Source organism: Peribacillus sp. NPDC097895 (assembly GCF_050277555.1).
In the GTDB taxonomy this organism is placed as follows: Bacteria; Bacillota; Bacilli; order Bacillales; family DSM-1321; genus Peribacillus.
Window position 1 is genome coordinate 82631 of record NZ_JBNNSH010000001.1, and the last position, 20125, is coordinate 102755.

General features: G+C 40.3%; 17 protein-coding genes. 15 read left to right on the forward strand and 2 right to left on the reverse strand.

Annotation, left to right across the window (positions count from 1 at the left end; genetic code table 11):
- Positions 1-349 precede the first annotated feature (349 nt).
- From ACQKMH_RS00370 to ACQKMH_RS00385, 4 genes are all read left to right on the forward strand, one after another.
- The gene (locus ACQKMH_RS00370; protein WP_427585568.1) at positions 350-2134 is read left to right on the forward strand and encodes a LytS/YhcK type 5TM receptor domain-containing protein; all 1785 of its coding nucleotides are present in this window, start codon (positions 350-352) and stop codon (positions 2132-2134) included.
- Positions 2106-2849, forward strand: a complete 744-nt coding sequence (locus tag ACQKMH_RS00375; protein WP_427585569.1) for a LytR/AlgR family response regulator transcription factor — start codon at positions 2106-2108, stop codon at positions 2847-2849. The genes ACQKMH_RS00370 and ACQKMH_RS00375 overlap by 29 nt, the downstream gene beginning before the upstream one ends.
- A 142-nt stretch (positions 2850-2991) precedes the next feature.
- Entirely contained in the window at positions 2992-4785 is a 1794-nt protein-coding gene (gene cstA / locus ACQKMH_RS00380; RefSeq protein ID WP_427585570.1) for a carbon starvation protein CstA, read from the forward strand.
- Positions 4786-4995: 210 nt separating this feature from the next.
- Complete coding sequence (locus ACQKMH_RS00385; protein ID WP_065310844.1) at positions 4996-5151, forward strand: DUF1540 domain-containing protein; 156 nt, start codon at positions 4996-4998, stop codon at positions 5149-5151.
- 247 nt (positions 5152-5398) lie between these two features.
- On the opposite strand, the gene ACQKMH_RS00390 is transcribed toward ACQKMH_RS00385, so the two are convergent.
- The gene (locus ACQKMH_RS00390) at positions 5399-6037 is read right to left on the reverse strand and encodes an O-methyltransferase (protein ID WP_427585571.1); all 639 of its coding nucleotides are present in this window, start codon (positions 6035-6037) and stop codon (positions 5399-5401) included.
- Complete coding sequence (locus ACQKMH_RS00395; protein WP_427585572.1) at positions 6024-6383, reverse strand: hypothetical protein; 360 nt, start codon at positions 6381-6383, stop codon at positions 6024-6026. Before ACQKMH_RS00395 ends, ACQKMH_RS00390 begins: the two co-directional genes overlap by 14 nt.
- Positions 6384-6606: 223 nt before the next feature.
- Here ACQKMH_RS00395 and ACQKMH_RS00400 point away from each other — a divergent pair, with 223 nt between their 5' ends.
- From ACQKMH_RS00400 to ACQKMH_RS00450, 11 genes are all read left to right on the forward strand, one after another.
- On the forward strand, positions 6607-6801 hold the full coding sequence (locus ACQKMH_RS00400; protein WP_427585573.1) for a hypothetical protein: 195 nt from the start codon (positions 6607-6609) through the stop codon (positions 6799-6801).
- Positions 6802-6905: 104 nt separating this feature from the next.
- A complete protein-coding gene (locus tag ACQKMH_RS00405; protein ID WP_427585574.1) occupies positions 6906-8291 on the forward strand; it encodes a DHA2 family efflux MFS transporter permease subunit in 1386 nt (461 codons plus the stop codon).
- Between the two features lie 712 nt (positions 8292-9003).
- Positions 9004-10191, forward strand: coding sequence for a hypothetical protein (locus ACQKMH_RS00410; RefSeq protein WP_427585575.1), 1188 nt, complete (start codon positions 9004-9006; stop codon positions 10189-10191).
- A gap of 17 nt (positions 10192-10208) precedes the next feature.
- Positions 10209-11435 carry a Zn-dependent hydrolase gene (locus ACQKMH_RS00415; protein WP_427585576.1) on the forward strand — a complete coding sequence of 409 codons (1227 nt, stop codon included), beginning with the start codon at positions 10209-10211 and terminating at the stop codon, positions 11433-11435.
- Between the two features lie 2 nt (positions 11436-11437).
- Complete coding sequence (locus tag ACQKMH_RS00420) at positions 11438-12613, forward strand: amidohydrolase (protein ID WP_427585577.1); 1176 nt, start codon at positions 11438-11440, stop codon at positions 12611-12613.
- 650 nt (positions 12614-13263) lie between these two features.
- Positions 13264-15330, forward strand: a complete 2067-nt coding sequence (locus ACQKMH_RS00425; protein ID WP_427585578.1) for a BglG family transcription antiterminator — start codon at positions 13264-13266, stop codon at positions 15328-15330.
- Positions 15327-15593, forward strand: a complete 267-nt coding sequence (locus ACQKMH_RS00430; RefSeq protein ID WP_427585579.1) for a PTS sugar transporter subunit IIB — start codon at positions 15327-15329, stop codon at positions 15591-15593. Before ACQKMH_RS00425 ends, ACQKMH_RS00430 begins: the two co-directional genes overlap by 4 nt.
- Before the next feature lie 17 nt (positions 15594-15610).
- Positions 15611-15877 (forward strand): PTS sugar transporter subunit IIB, encoded by a 267-nt coding sequence (locus ACQKMH_RS00435; RefSeq protein ID WP_053347686.1) that lies wholly within the window; start codon positions 15611-15613, stop codon positions 15875-15877.
- 33 nt (positions 15878-15910) lie between these two features.
- Positions 15911-17179, forward strand: coding sequence for a PTS ascorbate transporter subunit IIC (locus ACQKMH_RS00440; protein WP_230160646.1), 1269 nt, complete (start codon positions 15911-15913; stop codon positions 17177-17179).
- Positions 17180-17296: 117 nt separating this feature from the next.
- Positions 17297-18142 (forward strand): HAD family hydrolase, encoded by an 846-nt coding sequence (locus tag ACQKMH_RS00445; protein WP_427585580.1) that lies wholly within the window; start codon positions 17297-17299, stop codon positions 18140-18142.
- A gap of 475 nt (positions 18143-18617) precedes the next feature.
- The gene (locus tag ACQKMH_RS00450; protein WP_427585581.1) at positions 18618-19916 is read left to right on the forward strand and encodes a hypothetical protein; all 1299 of its coding nucleotides are present in this window, start codon (positions 18618-18620) and stop codon (positions 19914-19916) included.
- Positions 19917-20125: the final 209 nt, after the last annotated feature.

The window sequence follows — 20125 nt, forward strand, 5'->3', positions numbered from 1 at the left end:
GAACCTCTGTATATACCAGTAGTCTTATTATTTTCGTCCATCCAATGTTCTCTATTTGAATTTGAGCGATAATGATAAGTACTAAACCTAATATAAACAAAGAAATTGAAAGATTTTACATAGCCTGTTGGGAACAGTGCAGCACCAAAGTAATGAGATTATCACTAGTCTCCGGAAGAGACAGTTGAAGATATGCGAAGTGATGAATTTGGGGTTAGTGAATAGTGAACTCCCTGGAGCATTGGATCTGCATCCATTCCTATTCAGAAGCTAAACCTAAAGCAAAATTCGACAATGATTTCTTTGCTGTTGTAAGATGAATGAAAAAGCCAGTAAAGGGGTGAATGATTTGGTTCTATTATTACCGTCGTTGATTGAAAAAGTAGGGATCATCGTGATTGCTGCATTCTTGCTTTCTTATATGAAGCCCTTTCGGCAAATGATCGGTCATGAACAACAAATGTCAAAGAAAATCATACTCATCGCCCTTTTTGGAACTTTCGGCATCATAAGTAACTATACAGGGATCGAAATCGGAAATCATGCCATATCAGAGGGGGATTGGCATACTGAAATAGCACCCGAAAACGCCATTGCGAATACGCGGGTCATGGGCGTGGCAATCGGTGGTTTGCTGGGCGGCCCAATTGTTGGTTTGGGAGTCGGTTTGATTGCAGGGCTTCACCGTTATTCTCTCGGGGGGTTTACAGCAGGGGCTTGTGCCATTGCTGCCATTTTGGCTGGTGTCTTATCGGGTTTTTTGGGGAAAAGGCGTCAAAAGCATGGGACAATCACCCCATGGTTTGCCATCCCCATTTGTATGGCGTTGGAAGCAATCCAAATGGGGATCATACTAGTTACGGCCAAACCATTTGAAAGGGCGTGGGAGCTCGTACAAGTAATCGGACTCCCGATGATTTTCATCAACGGGTTTGGGACTTTACTATTCATGCTCATCATTCAATCGATTACGAGGGACGAAGCGCGGACACGGGCCGTACAGACGAACCTTGCTTTCCTGATTGCGGATCAGACATTGCCTTATTTCCGACAAGGATTGAATCAAACTTCCTGTAAGAAAATAGCTGAAATCATCTTGGAGCTCACTGAAGCCGATGCCGTGGCCATAACCAATGAGCATAGCGTACTTGCTCATGTGGGTGCTGCGTCCGATCACCATGTCCCAAAGGAGGGAATAGCAACCGGCTTAACGAAAAAGGCCCTTGAACAAGGTAAAATCATCGTGGCCAAAACTAGAAAGGATATTTATTGTTTCCATGATTCTTGTCCATTGGAAGCAGCCGTAGTCCTGCCATTGCAAGTCCAACAGAAAACGGTTGGGACTTTGAAAATGTATTTCAAATATCCAGATAAATTAAGCCTAGTGGAACAAGAGTTGGCGGAGGGGTTGGCGAAACTATTCTCCACGCAATTGGAACTTGCCAAAGCGGAAATGCAAACGAAATTATTGAAAGATGCTGAAATCAAGGCTTTGCAGGCACAAGTCCATCCTCATTTTTTGTTCAATGCAATCAATACGATATCCGTTTTATGCCGGACGGATGTGGAGAAAGCAAGAAATTTATTATTGGAGTTGAGTGCCTTCTTTCGCAGCAATTTACAAGGGGCCAGGCAAATACTGGTGCCGCTTGAAAAGGAATTAGAGCATGTGAACGCTTATTTATCACTGGAGCAGGCACGATTTCCAGATAAATATCATATCGTCTATCGCATTGAACCAAGCCTTAAGGAAGTTCTATTACCCCCATTCACGTTACAGCCACTTGTAGAAAATGCGATACACCATGCGTTACCAAATGTGAAAAACAAAGGTGAAATCATCATTCACGCATACTTTAGAAACGATACGATGTGCATTGTTGTAGAAGATAACGGGAAAGGGATTTCAAGCGGAAGATTAGATGAATTGGGCAAGAATGCTGTAAAATCTAATAAAGGTACAGGAACTGCCCTTCATAATATTAGTGAACGGCTGGAAGGCATCTATAATGGACAGGCAAGCCTCACTATAGAAAGTGAAACCGGACACGGAACACAAGTGAAGATATCAATACCACTCAAGGAAAAAGGAGTATATGTCAACGATGATGAAAGCATTTATCGTAGAAGATGAACCACTGGCAAGAGATGAATTGAAATATCTTCTGAAGAGAAGCAGACAAGTTGAAGTGGTGGGAGAGGCTGAAGGGATAGAAGATGCCATGAGCGATATCCCCCGATTGAACCCTGATCTTGTCTTTTTGGATATTGAGCTGGCAGAGGGCAATGGTTTACAATTGGCGAAGCAATTGGCAGAACTTGACCCTGCACCTGCGCTCATTTTTGCGACGGCCTATGACGAGTTTGCCCTGCAGGCTTTCGAATTATATGCATTTGATTATCTATTAAAGCCATTTGATGAGAAAAGGATTCGCCAAACATTGGATAAGCTTGTGAAGCTGCGTAAAATCGGGGAAGACGAATCCAGGACAAAGTCTCCTCTAAGAACCTCGGCAGAACAGACAGGTAAATTGGCTGTACTCATAGATGACCGGATCGTTTTGATCGACCGGGACACCATTTTATTCATAGGACTCATAGAAGGAAAGACGATCATTAAAACCGAAGAAAATGAATATAAAATGGGTGACCCTCTCATTGTGCTAGAAAGGAAGCTCGATAACCGCTCCTTTTTACGGGTGCATCGCGGTTTTATCGTGAATGTTACACATATATCAGAAATACAGCCTTGGTTCAATTCAACCTATAACCTCATTATGAGTGACGGATCTAACATTCCCGTAAGCCGTACGTATGTGAAAGAACTTAAGCAGCTGATTGGTTTTTGAAAAATTTTCATAATTCTGCATTTTAGCTCCTTCATAATGCAGCCCATCCCTCAATATATGCATTATAAATTGAAAACACATTGAATCCGTTTTCATTGTGATATCATCATTTTACGATGTGAGAAATAGAGGGGGTTCAAATATGAATGCGGTTACAATCGTCATAGGCTCCATTTGTATATTAATGATTGCCTACCGTTTATACGGTACATTCATAGCACTTAAAGTATTAAAACTCGATGATTCCAAGCCGACTCCGGCCCATAAATTAGAAGATGGAAAAGATTATGTTCCAACAAATAAATGGGTGGCATTCGGCCACCATTTTGCAGCCATTGCAGCGGCTGGTCCATTGGTGGGTCCGATCCTTGCTGCACAATTCGGCTATTTGCCAAGTTTATTATGGCTTTTAATCGGAGCAGTAATCGGGGGAGCCGTCCATGACGCCGTGGTGCTTTTCGCGTCGATGCGTAAAGACGGTAAATCCCTATCGGAAGTTGCAAAAGAAGAACTTGGACCTGTAGCAGGCTTTTGTACAGGACTCGCGATGCTTTTTATCATTACCATTACGATGGCAGGACTTTCAATGGTCGTTCTGCATGCTTTGGAAAATAATCCATGGGGTACGTTTGCTGTTGGGATCACGATTCCCATCGCCATGGGTGTTGGGCTTTATCATAAAAAAACGGGTAATTTAAAAGGTGCGACCATTGTCGGGTTCGCGCTTATCATGGCCGCGATTTTACTTGGGCCGAACATTCAAGGAACGGCACTTGGTGAAATATTAACACTGGAAGCCAGTACACTTGCGATCATTTTGCCAATTTATGCGTTCTTCGCAGCCGCATTGCCTGTTTGGCTGCTGCTCGCACCACGTGATTACTTAAGTACATTTATGAAAATCGGTGTATTTGCCGCATTGATCATAGGCGTTTTCGTAGTGAATCCAGAGATTCAATTTCCTGCTTTTACAGAATTCATTAATGGCGGAGGTCCGATTGTCGCTGGTCCTGTTTGGCCATTCATTTCCATAACCATTGCCTGTGGGGCGATCTCAGGTTTCCATGCATTTGTTGGGTCCGGAACAACTCCAAAAATGTTAAATCGTTGGAGCGATATCAAATCGGTTGGTTTCGGAGCGATGCTTGTAGAATGTGTAGTTGCCATCATGGCATTGATTGCTGCAGTTTCCCTGCAACCAGGAGATTATTTTGCCATTAACTCCTCACCTGAAGTATTTCAAACATTAGGGATGGAAACCGTACACCTTAAAGAACTAAGTGAAGAAATCGGCATTAATCTTGAAGGTCGGACAGGCGGGGCAGTTACCCTTGCTGTCGGCATGACTTATATTTTTACCGAAATTCCCTTCTTTGACAAATTAGCATCATTTTTCTTCCAATTTGTCATCATGTTCGAGGCGGTTTTCATATTAACTGCCATCGATTCGGGGACTCGTGTTGCACGTTATTTGATCCAGGACTTCTTCGGAGAATTCTATAAACCATTAAAAAGAGTCGACTGGTTACCGGGTAACATCTTCGCCAGTGCATTAGCCTGCTTTATATGGGGCTATCTACTCTACTCTGGTGATATTGGTTCAATCTGGGCACTCTTTGGTGTATCCAACCAGCTTATGGCTTCAATCGGACTCATCATCGGTGCGACCGTCGTCTTGAAAATTGCAGACAAACGTTGGTATGTCTGGACATGCCTCATCCCACTTGCCTACTTATATGTAACCGTTAATGTAGCTGGATACTGGATGGTGAAAAACGTATATTTAAACCCAGATTCAACAGGATTCAGCATCCTGAATGGAATATTATCAATCACCATGTTATGCCTAGGCTTGGTCATACTCATTTCGGCCTTGAAAAAATGGCGCGAGCTTTGGCAAATCCCGCAAGCAGAACTACTGAAAAGATCAGCATGATAACAAAATCCGGGCGGAAGCTGCCCGGTTTTTTTTGCGCCAAGCAATGCGAATGAAATTCTTTCATAAACCATTGAAAAAGCGCTTTACTCGTGAAATTGTGCCCTCCATTATACGAGTTAGGGGGCTAAAAAAATGGATGAACCTAAAAAAGGAAAGTATCAATAACCTCAATTTTGTTAATGATAGCAAATGAGGAGGTGTGATACGATGGCAAAAGATGTTCTATGTGAAGTGAATAATTGTAAATATTGGGATTCTGGAAACAAATGTAGTGCAGATGCTATTTATGTTGTCAGTCATAAAGGGAACCAAGCATCCAATAGCAAAGAAACGGATTGCAAAACATTTGATCCAGAAATTTAAATCAACGGGGGTAACCATCTAACTGGTTACCCTTCTTCCATTTTATTATTGATAATAATAATCATTTTCATTCAAGAATATAGAAATTTTTTTATTTTTCTTCATGACTTCGTGAGTTTGAGCGATAAAATGGAAAGTTTAATCGATATATACGTGAGTTAGGGCAATATACACGTAAATTTAAGTGTTTTACCCATGATTCAATCTTACACGTGCACTACATACCTTCAAACTCCATTTCAATCCTTCATTTCTTTACTTTTGAAATGGTCAGCCCATCCCCGATTGGAATGAGCAGGGATTCTAATTGAGGATGATTGGCCACAGTTTCATTGAATTTTTTCATTAATTCAGTATAATGTTTAGGTTTGGCACTCTGGTCTGCTACACTGCCGCCTGCAAGTACGTTATCAGAAACGATTAAAGCACCTGATTCCGCCAGTTTAATGCAATATTGCAGGTAATTTTCATAGTTGTCCTTGTCAGCATCTATAAAGAAAAAATCAAATCTCTTGTTATCATTTACAAGTTTTTCAAGGCTTTGCAATGCTGCTCCGGTACTATAAGAAACTTGGTCGCCAAAGCCAGCTTTAGATAAATTACTTTGTGCTAACTTTGCGTATTTCTCCTCTAATTCAAGGGAAGTTAATTTTCCTTCTTTACCGAATCCTCTGGCAAGGCAAATTCCGCTATAGCCCCCAAGAGCTCCTATTTCCAGAACATTTTTTGCTCCTGAAATCGATATAAGCATAGTAAGAAGTTTTCCAGAAGAGGGAGATACCGATATGGAGGGCATACCGTTTTCTTTTATGGTTGAAATGACTTCTTCCAAAAGATCATCTTGGTTATTAAACACCGTATCGATATAACTGTTAATTTTTTTCATTGATTTCCATTCCTTTCCCATCATTATTGAAAGGTTCCTCTTCTTCACTTTTCTTATCGGCAGCTTCACTTTCTTGTATTTCAAATAATTGTATGAATTCGTTGATTAACATATCAATGGCTTTTAATTCACCGACTAAGATTTGATTAATGGATTGAAATTCTGGTTTATCTAACTGTTCCTTAATGGTTGAACGTTTAAGATTCATCATTTCTAAAAAAGCAATTGCCCTTCCGCGGCGAAACGTTTTGGGGCCACGATGGTGTGAACCATGGTCTTTTCCTTTGTTATGCCCACCACCGTGATGTCCATCTTTCTTAAAATCGTTGAATTTCTCATTTTTCATGTTAAAACCTCTTTCTGTGTATACGATTGTATACACTATATTTCCTGTGTTAAATGTATACGCATGTATACAAAATGTCAACGTTCATTTTCCTGGATTAGTAAAAAATAGTATGTCTAAATCGTGAGTTATATAAAGAGGCAAAAAAGTACTTACATTCAAAGAACTTTTTTTGTTATAGTAACAAATAGACCGGTTGGTATAATGGGGGTGTGCTACGGAGATGGATACAACATCGTTGATAATCGATCATGCAACGATTCTTTTTCAACAGCTAATCGTCCATAAAGGGAAAGCACGATTACGGGTTACAGCATTTAGCAGCATGGGAAGTGAAATGGCCTCATTAAGTGATCCTGGACGAAGGGCTTGCGTTTATCTCAAAATGAAATTCAAGGGACGGATGGTGGCTTGCTAATTCTATCGAAAGGGCCATGATGCTTTGTTTGGCCTGGACATTGGCTGAGCCTCAAAAAAACAATTTCGCAATTGTTACCAATTATATTGAAGGAGTTTTAACAAGTGAATAAACAAATAAAAACAGGACCCATAATGGCTGCTCTTTTAGTGGCAGGATTTGTTGGGTTATTTAGTGAAACCGCATTAAACATCGCATTAGGTGAATTAAGCCATATTTTTGCCGTGGATGCGACGACCATACAGTGGCTGGCAACAGGCTACTTTTTAACGCTTGGTATTTTGGTCCCGGTAACCGGAATTCTAATGCAAAAGTTTACAACACGCCAAATGTTCATGGCGTCTTTATTTTTTTCCATTATCGGAACGGTCATTGCTGCAGTAGCACCAGTGTTTAGCGTGTTATTAACAGCGCGTGTCATTCAAGCAGCTGGCTTGGCGATTATTTTGCCATTGACACAAAATGTCATTTTCACGATTTTCCCGCCGCATAAACGTGGTGGGGCAATGGGTGTCATGGGCTTAGTCATTCTAGCTGGTCCGGCCTTCGGTCCTACATTGGCCGGGATGATTTTAGATACGATATCGTGGCATTTTATATTCTGGTTTACGATTCCGTTCTTAATATTCTCCCTTATCTTTGGCTTTATCTATATTCCGAATGTCAATGAAACTCGAGATGTATCCATCGATATCCTGTCAGTTGCATTATCGACGATTGGATTTGGAGGGGTTGTATACGGTGTAAGTGCAGGCGGGGATCTAGGCTGGACGAATATGATGGTTATTGGCACAATCATCGTTGGGTTGATCGCCCTCATTTTCTTTGCAATCCGTCAAACGAAGATGGAAAACCCCATGTTGAATTTAAAAGCATTCAAGCACCCTCTATTTGTACTTGGCCTTGTGATGAATATCATTACGTTCTTAAACATGTTATCGATGCTTGTTGTGTTACCGATGTATATGCAAATGGCGTTATTGGTGTCTGCGTTCTCTACTGGGCTGATTATGCTCCCAGGTAGTTTATTAAATTGTGTATTTGCCCCAATAATAGGCCGGCTTTTCGATAAATATGGTCCTCGTGCCATAATCACACCCGGAACGATTTTGGTTGCGATTGGTTATGGGCTATATGCAATGTACGGGACAGAAACATCACTATGGATCATGGTTGTAACGCATATCGTGATGATGCTTGGTATTGGTATGGTACTTGCTTCAGTTCAAACGAATACATTAAATGCATTGCCAAAGCAATTCTATCCAGATGGTATTGCGATTACCCAAACATCTCAACAAGTAGCAGGGGCCATTGGTATTGCGGTCATGGTTTCGCTATTCTCTGCGAAGCAAAATGGCTACTTAACTGATGTGGCCAATGATGTACCGGCAGCTGCTGCCTCAGGTTCCTCACTTGTATTTAAGATTAGCTTAATTTTCGCCATCGTGAATGTGGTGCTTTCATTGTTAATGAAAAAACCGAAATAACACATTTAATGATATCAAATCATAGTAAATTGACTTCAATAAAAGCAGTTAGCATTCTAGCAAACTGCTTTTATTGTTAGATGGTGTCGAACAATTGGGGTGCAGTTCAACATATGTTTTTGGAATGAATTTACTTTTGCGGCCACTTGCTTCTCTTCCTACAAAAGGAAGAGGATTACAGAAAGAAGACTATTAGAGGCAGTCTTTAACGATGCAATTGATTATGCTTCCTTTCATCTAGCTTTACTAAGTCATTACTCTAGTTTACTCATATAGATAATGCAGTAAAAAGGTTATTAATTAATAATGAATGAGAGCTGTTCTTAGACGGCTTTTTTTTGAATTGAAAATGTCCAGATTAGTGAATAGGAGGCATTGACTTAATCAATAGAAAACCAAGCCCTTTAGGGTCAAGTAGTGGCGGTTTGTTAGGTTCATCTATTTTAAAACTATGAAGTAATATTTTTACACCAAATTGTTGTAAGTAGCGGGAAAAAGTATATAAATATATAATTAAAATTATTTTAGTATATTCAATTTTTTAACTATTTTAGAATATTTAGTATCGTTATTTGGAATTAAAGCACTTACATTTCCTATTATCTGTGTACAATTACCTGAAAATATAGAATTATCTTTTAATTAAAGTGATTCAGTGTTATTATTTTATAAGAATATTCAAACTATTAAATTGGAAGGTGAGGACACTCATATGTCACAGATGTTGGCTTTAGTTATTGTTATTTTTATTTTATTTGTAGGAGACATAGTGGCGGTTCGAACAAAAGCCTGGGTACCTTCCGTTTTTATTTCAGCGATCTTATTTCTATGTGGGTATTGGACATTCTTCCCTCACGACATCGTTTCAATAGCTGGTGTTCCACCGGTAGTTGCAACTATGATGATGTACCTATTGATCACAAACATGGGAACATTGCTTTCAATACGAGAATTGGTAAATCAGTGGAAAACGATTGTCATCTCTCTATCTGGTATTCTGGGAATTATAGGTATATTATTTGGGATAGGCACACTTATTTTTGATCTACAAACAGTTCTTGTGGCGATTCCACCTTTAGTGGGCGGAATGGTTTCTTCATTAATTATGTCAGAAGGAGCGGCAGACGCAGGACTTACAAGTTTGTCCGTTTTTGCCATCGTTATTTATGTGATGCAAGGCTTTGCTGGATATCCTTTAACATCAATTGTCTTGAAAAAAGAGGGGAAGAAGCTGCTGGAGCAATATCGCAATGGACAATTAACGGTAAAAAAGGACGATTCAGCATCTGTTAAGGAAGGTATGGCGGAACTTAAACTGTTTAAAAAACTTCCTGAAAAATATAATACGGAATACTTTAAATTTTTCAGGCTTGCGGTCGTTGCTTTTCTCGCCTATCTTGTTTCGACTGCATTAGCACCGATTATATCTATAAATGCATTTGTTCTTTGCTTACTTTTCGGAGTTATCGCGAAAAGTATTGGTTTCTTAGAAAGGCAGACTCTGCAAAAAGCAAATGGATTTGGTTTTGCTATCATGGCCCTTATGCTCTTCGTCTTTGACGGTTTAAAAAGTGCAACACCAAGTATGATGATGGAGATTCTTTACCCACTTGTTGTTTGCATATTCTTAGCTGTGATTGGTATGTATATATTCTCATTCATTGCAGGGAAATTGTTAAAAGTAAGCAAAGGAATGGCGTTTGCAGTATCTTTAACAGCATTATACGGTTTTCCAGCCGATTACATTATTACCAATGAAGTCGTCAATTCATTAACAAAAGATGAGAATGAAAAAGAAGCATTGCTCAGCCATATGCTGCCGCCAATGCTTGTCGGTGGATTTATATCGGTTACCATCGTGTCGGTTATTTTAGCGGGAATTTTCGTGCAATTCTTGTAAAATAGGAGGGGTTCTAAGTGAGTCTTAGCGAACGTATAGAAAAGCAAATAAATGATTTGAGCGAATTTACATCAACACCCGGTAACGGGACTACCCGGCTTACGTATAGCAAGGAAGACTTACTAACACGTAATTATATTAAAAATAAAATGATAGAATACGGTCTAACCGTACATGAAGATGGATTAGGAAATATTTTTGGAAAGCTTGAGGGTACTTTAAAAGATGCGCCAAGCGTTCTGGTCGGTTCACATTTTGATTCCGTACCAAATGGTGGTGCGTATGACGGACCAGCTGGGGTAATTGTCGCTCTTGAAGTGGCTGCCCTTTTTGCCGAGAATCAATTAACACCTAAATATCCATTGGAAATCGTAGCCTTAATTGAAGAAGAGGGCTCACGATTTGGCGGTGGACTAATGGGGTCGAGAGGAATAGTTGGATCACTTAGTGAGGAAAATTTTAAAAATTTAAAGGATAAAGAAGGTATCACAACAGTAGAAGCGATGTCAGAAATTGGACTGGATTCTTCTCTTCCGAAAAGGAGAAATCCCAATAGCATTAAATCATTCCTCGAATTGCATATAGAACAAGGACCGATCCTTGAAGAGAAGAATATCCCCATTGGTGTTGTAGAAGCGATTGTCGGATTAACGCAATTAGAAATAACCATTGAAGGAAAGGCAGGACATGCTGGCACAACCCCGATGGATCGCCGTACGGATGCATTGGTTGCAGCCGCCCAGATTATTTCTCAATTACCGAGCTTTGCAGTGGAGGAAGGAGAAGGAACGGTTATCACGACGGGGCGCCTACATGTTTTACCAAATGGGGCCAACGTCATTCCAAATAAAGTGGTATTTTCGATAGATATTCGATCTAGCAAGGAAGAACATATTAACAATGTCATAAAGCGGATACTAGAATTAATCGAATCCTTTCATGAACAAGGGATCCATACATCTGCTGAACAGCTGTTATATATGCCACCAAAGGTATTGAGCAATGAGATTAAAGCATTATTAAAAGATAAAAGTGCCGATTTAGATATACCATACTGTTCCATTAATAGTGGAGCAGGTCATGATGCGATGGTTTTTTCCGATGTGACAGATGTTGGCATGCTCTTTGTTCCAAGTAAAGCGGGACTAAGTCATTGTCCAGAGGAATGGTCGGATGCACGTCATTTAGCAAATGGAGTGCAAATATTTTACGAAGTGGCAAAATGCTTGACGGAGGTAGAATAAGAATGATTAATCAAACCATAAAAGAAGCGATTCAAAACCATAGTGATGAATTAACAGAAATACGAAGAAAACTTCATAGCGAACCGGAGTTATCATGGGAAGAAGAAAATACAACTGCCTTTGTTTGTGACTACCTTGATAACTTAGGGATTACTTATCGAAAAGCAGAACCAACAGGTGTTATTGCAGAAATTAAAGGCGGTAAGACAGGAAAGACGGTAGCATTAAGAGCAGATATGGACGCCCTTTCTGTAGAAGAATTGAATAAAGACTTGCCGTATGCTTCAAAAGAAGAGGGAAAAATGCATGCATGTGGACATGATGCACACACATCCATGCTATTAATTGCAGCGAAGGCACTCAACGAAATAAAAGAAGAATTACCTGGGAATGTACGATTAATATTTCAACCAGCCGAAGAAGTAGCAACAGGTGCTAGGGAAATGGTTAAACAAGGGGCTGTTGAAGGTGTTGATAATGTTTTTGGCATACATATTTGGTCGCAAATGCCAACAAACAAGGTTGCTTGTACTCAAGGACCTTCATTCGCTTCAGCAGATATCTTTACAGTAACGTTTAAAGGAAGAGGGGGACACGGTGCAATGCCACAGGATTGTATCGACGCAACTATTGTTGCCTCTTCATTCGTCATGAATGTACAGTCTGTCGTATCAAGAACGGTTGACCCACAAAATCCGGCTGTTTTGACAGTTGGAAAAATGGTTGTTGGGACACGATTTAATGTCATTGCAGAAAATGCCGTTATTGAAGGGACTGTCCGTTGTTTTGATCATGAAACACGTGACCATATTGAAAAACAGCTCCAGATTTATGCGGATAATGTTGCCAATATTTACGGTGCGACCGCCAAGGTTGAGTATTACCGTGGAACACAAGCAGTCATTAATGATGAATACAGTGCCAAATTAGTACAAAAAGTGGCTTCAAATGCGTTTGGCGAAGACGCAGTATATAATGAAAAGCCAACAATGGGTGGAGAAGACTTTAGCTTCTATTTAGATGAAGTACCTGGAAGCTTCGCTTTAGTTGGATCTGGGAATTCTGAAAAAGATACGGAATGGGCCCATCATCACGGGAAATTCAACATCGACGAGGATGCGCTTGCTACCGGTGCAGAACTTTATGCTCAATATGCATGGGCATATTTAAACGAATAATGGACTGATAAAAAGAGGGAACCTGGTAATTACTAAAAGGTGCTTTAATGCCAGAAGGCCGCCAATTGGCGGCCTTCTTTCTATTATCATAATCTGTTCAGAAAGGGGTAGACATTTTTGGGTACACCCTGTCAGGGGATGTTGATATGTAGTAAAAACGTATTATTCAATGGAACGTGTTTATGCTTTATATACATTAAGTTGGAGACCATTAAATTTGAAAATCAAGAATTCAATCTAATCAAAAAACATTGGAACTTCCTTTTGTCCCCTCTTATTTTTTATGAACATCTCCATTGTTTTCATCCTCCAGCTTCACCCCGGACCCCTTTTTTACGCTCGGTCTCATGACCTCACTGTGCCTCCCAACTAAAAATTGTTATATACATAGTAGACTATATTTCAACCTGATTATGCATTCCAATATCCTCTTCATAATTAGTCTGTTGAAGTCTGCCTGTTTTTAATTCGGTCATTTTTATTCAATAGTAATCACATGAACGAAAAATGTCTTAAGCAAGGATGCCGTATTGTGCACAAATGTGTGAAGAGTATATTATTGTGCAGTACCTATGACAACATTCGGACTTAGAAATGCTACATTTATAATAAGAAGTGAGATATCGTAGAAGCAGGGAGAGGGATTGAGAATGTTTTTAGATGAAAGAAGCGCCAATTTACTAAAACTATTACAGCATTCGCCCATTTCGAAAATGAAAGAACTTGAAGCCCAAACAGGTCTGACGAGAAGGCAAATACAATATGGTCTGAGCAAAGCGAATGACTGGCTCCAATTTCATGGATATCAACCGATTCAATATAATCGTGAAATGGGCTACTCCTTTTCTGAAACAATCAGGGATGAAGAATTGAATGTAAAACTGACAAAACGCAATTATATATTTTCAGAGACAGATAGGGAAAAAGTTTTTTACCTCATGATCCTGTTAAGCCGAGAAGAATTGTCCGTCTATCATTTCCAAACGATCACCGGGCTTTCACGAAATACCGTGTTGAAGGATTTAAAAAGGCTTAAAGAGAAAAACTGGGACATAGCGCTCAAGATCCAGTATTCCAAACAAGATGGCTATGTGGTAATGGGGGAAAGTCGAGTTAAGAGATATATCATCGAACGTCTCGTACATGATGTACTGAACAGTTCCAATAGTGAATTGATCATGGAGTGCATATGGGGAAATCATGAAAATGAAATCAGCTCGATCCGATTACAGCTTGAAAGGATAGAGCGTAAATTAGGCATCACCTTTACGGATGAACGACTTCATGAACTGAGTTATTTATTTTTAAGTACAGATCGGCTCATAGGAAAAGGTGAAGAGTTACAAGCCGACCAGAGCTGGGCTCCGTTTGTTGCAACGGAAGAATACAAGATGGTTGAGGAAATGACCAAAACGGATGCCTTTCAATCAGTTTGGAGCGAAACGGAAAACTTATACGCAACCTTACATTTACTGAGCATGAATCGAACGAAGGACATTTCCCCTCTTAAGGATGATGAAATGATTCAACATCTTTTGCAGGAAATCGTGGAAGAGTTCGAGAGGCTGGCATTTGTTCACTTGCAGGACAAAGAACAGCTATGCCAACAATTATACGTCCATTTTAAACCGGCATATCATCGCCTGCGGTATGGACTCCCGCAAATGAATCCGATGACGGGACGGGTGCAGAAGGTCTATCCCGAACTGCATCATTTGACTAAAAAATCGCTGTGGGTGTTAGAGAAAGAGATTGGCTGTCCGGTATCGGAAGAGGAAGTGGCCTACTTCACGATCTATTTTGGCGGATGGCTGCGCAGGCAAGGAACCACATTGGATGATAGAAAAAGGGCGATTGTCGTTTGTCCGAATGGGATTGGAATCAGTAATATCCTCATCTATACATTGAGGGAGTTATTTCCGGATATTTTGTTCCTCGATGTCCTGTCCGTTCGAAAATCGGCAGAATACACACTTTCGTACGATCTGGTTTTTTCAACGGTGCATATGAGAACAAATGCGGCTTTATTCGTTGTACCGCCCATTTTGGAAATGCAGGATAAACATACATTGCGTCAGCAAGTCATGCAGGAATTGTATGGATATACGACGGAAAGTGCAGATGTTGCCGCATTAGTGAAAATCATTTCCAAGTATGCAACCATCCATGAACTGGATCAGCTCGAAAAAGCATTGCAGTCGAATATGTATAATCATACGCCAAAAGTAACCCAATTTTCTTTAAAGGAGGCAGAGAAGCCTGTGTTAGAAGAACTGCTCAATATGCAAACGATACAATTACAGCCGCATGTTTCTGATTGGAAAGAAGGCATTCAAGTTGCGGCCAAGCCTCTCGTGGATTTAGGAACGGTCGAAGAACGATATGTGGATGCGATGATCGAGGCCATAGAAACGAATGGTCCATATGTTGTCATCACGCCTGGAGTGGCGATTCCCCATGCTCGTCCGGAGCAGGGGGTCAGGTCTTTATCCATGAGTTTACTGAAGTTGGATGAAGCCGTGGACTTTGCGCCAAATAAACCGGTACGTCTGATCATCATTTTGGCCGCCGTAGATAACGATTCGCATTTGCGGGCATTGATCCAGCTCACGCAATTATTGAATGAACCAGCTAATATCGAAGAAATGTTACGCACGTCGGATAAATCAATCCTTATGGAGTACGTCCATAAATATTCGAAGGAGGAAGCGGAATGAAAATCATGGTAGTATGCGGGAACGGATTGGGCAGCAGTTTCATCATGGAGATGAATGTGAAGAAAGCATTGACGGAAATGGGAAAAACGGCAGAGGTGGATCATACGGATCTTACATCCGCAAAAACGGTTCAGGCGGATATTTTCCTAGGGGCAGCGGATATTGTCGGTCAGCTTGACGATGGAACCAGAACGATCGTAACGCTGGAAAACATGATGAGCATCCCTGAAATCAAATCTAAATTGGAAAAACATGTAGGATAAAAAAAGGAGAGATTGATATGAAGAAAATCATGGTAGTATGCGGGAACGGATTGGGCAGCAGCTTCATCATGGAGATGAATGTGAAGAAAGCATTGACGGAAATGGGGAAAACGGCAGAGGTGGATCATACGGATCTTACATCGGCAAAAACGGTTCAGGCGGATATTTTCCTAGGGGCAGCAGATATTGTCGGACAGCTTGATGATGGAACCAGAACGATCGTAACGCTGGAAAACATGATGAGCATTCCTGAAATCACATCGAAATTAGCATCACATTTATAAAAATAAAAAACATAAAGAAGAGGGGGAGAGGCAATGTTGGAACTTATCATGAATGACATCCTGGGTACACCTTCCATACTAGTAGGGCTGTTTGCTCTCATTGGGTTGCTGTTACAGCGGAAAACAGCAGCCGATGTTGTATCTGGAACGCTAAAAACCGTTATGGGCTTCATTATCATTGGAGCGGGAGCGGCAGTGCTTATTGGCGCCCTTGATATATTCAGTCAAATGTTCGATCATGCATTCAATGTTCAAGGAGTCATTCCGAATAACGAAGCCATTGTCGCGGCTGCACAAAGTGATTTTGGAACTTCGACTGCACTTATTATGGTTTTTGGTATGGTTGTCAATGTTTTACTGGCTCGTTTCACGCCATTTAAATATATATTCCTAACGGGGCACCATACCTTATTCATGGCTTGCCTACTTGCAGTCACCCTATCGGTCGGCGGGCTTAACGGGGCTCCGCTTATCTTGGTCGGTTCCATACTATTGGGGTTATGCATGGTGTTGTTCCCGGCCCTTCTTCAACCATACGTACGGAAGATTACTGGAAGCGATGATTTTGCCATCGGCCACTTCGGTTCGATCGGATATTTTGTTTCCGCGACGGTTGGAAAATGGTTTGGAAATAAGGAAAAGACGACGGAGCAGATCAAAGTTCCTAAATCCTTGGGATTCTTGAGGGACACATCTGTCGCTGTATCGCTTACGATGACGATGTTCTTCGTGATCGTCGCCTTGTTTGCCGGACAGAACTATATTGAAACGGAATTATCCGGCGGCTCGAACTTCATCGTATTTTCTTTCATCCAGGCGATAACATTTGCGGCAGGCGTCTACATCATCCTTGCGGGGGTACGGATGTTAATTGCTGAAATCGTCCCTGCATTCAAAGGGATTGCCGATAAAGTGGCACCGAATACAAAACCTGCATTGGACTGTCCGACAATCTTTCCATTCGCTCCAAACGCCGTGATCATCGGGTTCCTATTCAGTTTCTTGGCTGGACTATTATCCATGTTCCTTCTACCGGCAATTGGATTGAAAGTCATCGTTCCGGGGCTCGTACCGCATTTCTTCACTGGAGCGGCAGCCGGTGTATTTGGAAATGCAACAGGAGGCAGACGCGGAGCGATGCTTGGGTCATTTGCCAATGGGATCATCATTAGTTTCCTTCCTGCGATACTCCTCGTTTTCCTGGGAGATGTAGGATTTGAAGGCACCACGTTTGGTGATTCGGACTTCGGTGTGGTCGGTCTCTTCATTTTAAGCGTCATGAAACTTTTAGGATTATCCTAAACTGTTATACTGATATGAAAGATGAAGAAAAATAAATGAATGAAACCAGCAGCCTAAGATCTTTTTAGATAATGGGCTGTTGGCATTTGCATCATTCGAAACTTTGAGGTGGCTTACATGATTAATAAGGCAATTGTGCTGGATCTGGATGGCACGACATTGAACGAAATGAATACGGTGAATGAGACGCTCGAACAGTACATAGGCGAGCTTAGGGAAAGAGGAAAACTGGTTTTCATTGCAACAGGAAGAACGTTAGAAGAAGTGAGGGACGTTTTGCCGTCTGGCATGGAAGTTGATGGAATGGTGACTGCGAATGGAATGTCTGCATTCATCGGAAAGAAGCAGATTGTCGAACACGCCCTGCCGCCTGAACTTGTGGAACAATTGGTCGCAAAAGCAGGAGCGGAAGAGATGTATTACGAAGTTCATCCGAACGATGGTTTACGGATCGCCTTACTTAAAGATAAAGACTATATGGCTAAACAAGGCATGGTACCCAAGCCCGAGACAGTTGAAGAAAATGAATGGCTATCAAGACAGGATGCCATGGAAGATAAAATAAAATGGGCAGAACAGTTGAATATCAACAGCGTCGCCAAAATCTACTTCTTCAGCAATGAAATGAACACGATAGGGAAATGGAAAGAGGATCTGGAGGAAATCAAGCAGAACATCGCCTTTACTACAGCATCCTCCACCCATCACAATGTGGAAGTCACTGTTGAAGGCGTTTCAAAAGCAACAGGCGTTCAAATATTACTGAAGCATTTCCAGCTGGAACCTGAAAATATTCTAGCTATAGGCGATGGTGAAAATGACCTTCCGCTATTTAAACTAGCTGGGCGCTGCATTGCCATGAAAAACGCCACAGACCTGGTCAAAGAACAAGCCGATGAAGTGACGGAGTATTCCTATAGAGAAGATGGTCTGTATCGTTTTTTGAGGAAAAAGTTTCAATGATCAATAAAAAAATCAGGGAAGAAAACCAAAAACAAAGGTTTGGATAGGTGTCTAATTAATCTAGTCAATCTAATGAAAAAACCACCTAAATAGGTGGTTTTTTTATTGTTTTACATCGCGTATATTGTTTTTGCAATTATAATGTTTTTAAATTATAAATCTGTTCCAATTAAGTATGGAGCTATTTCTTATTATCTGGTTAGTTTATGAGCTTGTATGAAGTTCAAAACACAAAAATAATGGATGATTATCTAAGATGTAAAACAAAGCTGTCATGTAAACCTAAGATGAATAACGTATACAACGTATTTTTCCTTCATGTCACATGATAAAATAAGGTAAACAGAACCCTTTAATATATATTGAACTAAAGACAGCAGAACATTAGAGTTTACGATAACATGACTTACATTAAACCAGGATATTTACTAGAACAATGATTATATTACTGAGGATAAAGGAAGTCGAATACAAGATGTATAAAATCGGACTAGTCGGTCTAAAAACTTCTGTAGAACAGATTTTAAACTTGGCAGAAGAATATAAACATGAATTGGAATTCATCTCTTTGCCCTATGAAAAGATCGAAGAGGTAGAGAATATTGTAAAAGAACATAAACCTTACGTACATGCATGGCTTTTTTCTGGTCCAATTCCCTATGAAATTGCGAAAAAAACACTAGGTACAGATAAAATAATGGTCCATGTTCCTGCTACGGAATCAGGTTTTTATAAATCTTTTTTAGAGATGATCTACGAACAAGGGAAAATTATCGAGCATCTAAGTATTGATACTATGTCCTCAAATAATATTAGTGAAGAAGCTTTGTCACAGTTAAATATAAAAACCCCAAAGGTTTATACGAAAGTGTTTGAGTCAGATGTTGATACGAATGAATTGGTGCATTTTCACTTAAATTTATGGAATAAGGGAAGGACAGAAGGCGCGTTATCTTGTTTTCCGTCTGTGTGTGAAGCTTTAAGGGAATACGGGATTCCATCCTACCGGATGTCAATAAGTAAGATGGAAGTGCGACAAACACTTCGAATTCTTTCTGAAAAAGTAAAGACTTCCTACTTTAAAGACACACAAATCGGAGTAGAAATCATTGAAGTTGAATATTTTAACAAAGTGGCAGAGGAAATGAAAACTCCTTATCATTTACAGTACTTGGAGCTCCGGCTAAAAGAAATGTTAATTCAACTTGGTGAAAAAATAAATGGTTCCTTTTCAGAGAAAGGGAATGGAAGATACATGATTTTTAGTTCTCGCGGCGCAATTGAACGAGAAATCATTACCCTCGAAGATACCATCCAAAAATTGGCGTTTGAAGCAGATACAACCGTTGCCGTTGGAATTGGCTTCGGCGAGACTGCCTATTCGGCGGAAATCAATGCTTTTCGTGCTATTCAACATTCAAAAGAGATGAAGAAGCGAGAAATTGTGATTATTCAAGATGATGGCAAAATTATCGAATCACCAGGCAAAAAGAAAGAACTGCAATATGATACCCGTACCCACAATAAACCCCTTATAGAAAAGTTGAAAAACGGAAATGTCAGTGTTAAAACGTATAAGAAGATATCGGCTCTCGTTCAAAGAATGGGCTGGAGTGATTTTACTACAAAGGACTTAGCGACACATCTTGAGATGACAGAGCGCAATGTGCGGCGTATTGTTGCGGATATGTGCGAAGTTGATTTGGCACAATGCGTTGGTGAAGAGGCTCAAGCCACACGAGGAAGGCCGAGTAAAATTTATCGATTATTATAAGCACCCAAAATTGGGTGCTTTTTTATTTTGCATGTTAAAGCACTAAAAGGAGAACTTCCACCATTAAATCTAGTAATCAGATAAAATAGTTTAGAATTTTCAAAAAACATTGAAATAAAGAACACGGGATATTATACTCTATTTAAGGAATTTATTCCTTAAACTAACCGAAAATAAAAGTTGCCATGTAAATTGAATGAAAAGGGGAT

What these genes read in the sequence shown, in the direction of transcription:
- ACQKMH_RS00420 (WP_427585577.1), top strand. Translation starts at nt 11,438, where the DNA reads ATGATTAATCAAACCATAAAAGAAGCGATTCAAAACCATAGTGATGAA.
- ACQKMH_RS00445 (WP_427585580.1), top strand. Translation starts at nt 17,297, where the DNA reads ATGATTAATAAGGCAATTGTGCTGGATCTGGATGGCACGACATTGAAC.
- ACQKMH_RS00425 (WP_427585578.1), top strand. Translation starts at nt 13,264, where the DNA reads ATGTTTTTAGATGAAAGAAGCGCCAATTTACTAAAACTATTACAGCAT.
- ACQKMH_RS00375 (WP_427585569.1), top strand. Translation starts at nt 2,106, where the DNA reads ATGATGAAAGCATTTATCGTAGAAGATGAACCACTGGCAAGAGATGAA.
- ACQKMH_RS00430 (WP_427585579.1), top strand. Translation starts at nt 15,327, where the DNA reads ATGAAAATCATGGTAGTATGCGGGAACGGATTGGGCAGCAGTTTCATC.
- ACQKMH_RS00395 (WP_427585572.1), bottom strand. Translation starts at nt 6,383, where the DNA reads ATGAAAAATGAGAAATTCAACGATTTTAAGAAAGATGGACATCACGGT.
- ACQKMH_RS00400 (WP_427585573.1), top strand. Translation starts at nt 6,607, where the DNA reads ATGGATACAACATCGTTGATAATCGATCATGCAACGATTCTTTTTCAA.
- ACQKMH_RS00440 (WP_230160646.1), top strand. Translation starts at nt 15,911, where the DNA reads ATGTTGGAACTTATCATGAATGACATCCTGGGTACACCTTCCATACTA.
- ACQKMH_RS00435 (WP_053347686.1), top strand. Translation starts at nt 15,611, where the DNA reads ATGAAGAAAATCATGGTAGTATGCGGGAACGGATTGGGCAGCAGCTTC.
- ACQKMH_RS00385 (WP_065310844.1), top strand. Translation starts at nt 4,996, where the DNA reads ATGGCAAAAGATGTTCTATGTGAAGTGAATAATTGTAAATATTGGGAT.
- ACQKMH_RS00410 (WP_427585575.1), top strand. Translation starts at nt 9,004, where the DNA reads ATGTCACAGATGTTGGCTTTAGTTATTGTTATTTTTATTTTATTTGTA.
- ACQKMH_RS00390 (WP_427585571.1), bottom strand. Translation starts at nt 6,037, where the DNA reads ATGAAAAAAATTAACAGTTATATCGATACGGTGTTTAATAACCAAGAT.
- cstA (WP_427585570.1), top strand. Translation starts at nt 2,992, where the DNA reads ATGAATGCGGTTACAATCGTCATAGGCTCCATTTGTATATTAATGATT.
- ACQKMH_RS00450 (WP_427585581.1), top strand. Translation starts at nt 18,618, where the DNA reads ATGTATAAAATCGGACTAGTCGGTCTAAAAACTTCTGTAGAACAGATT.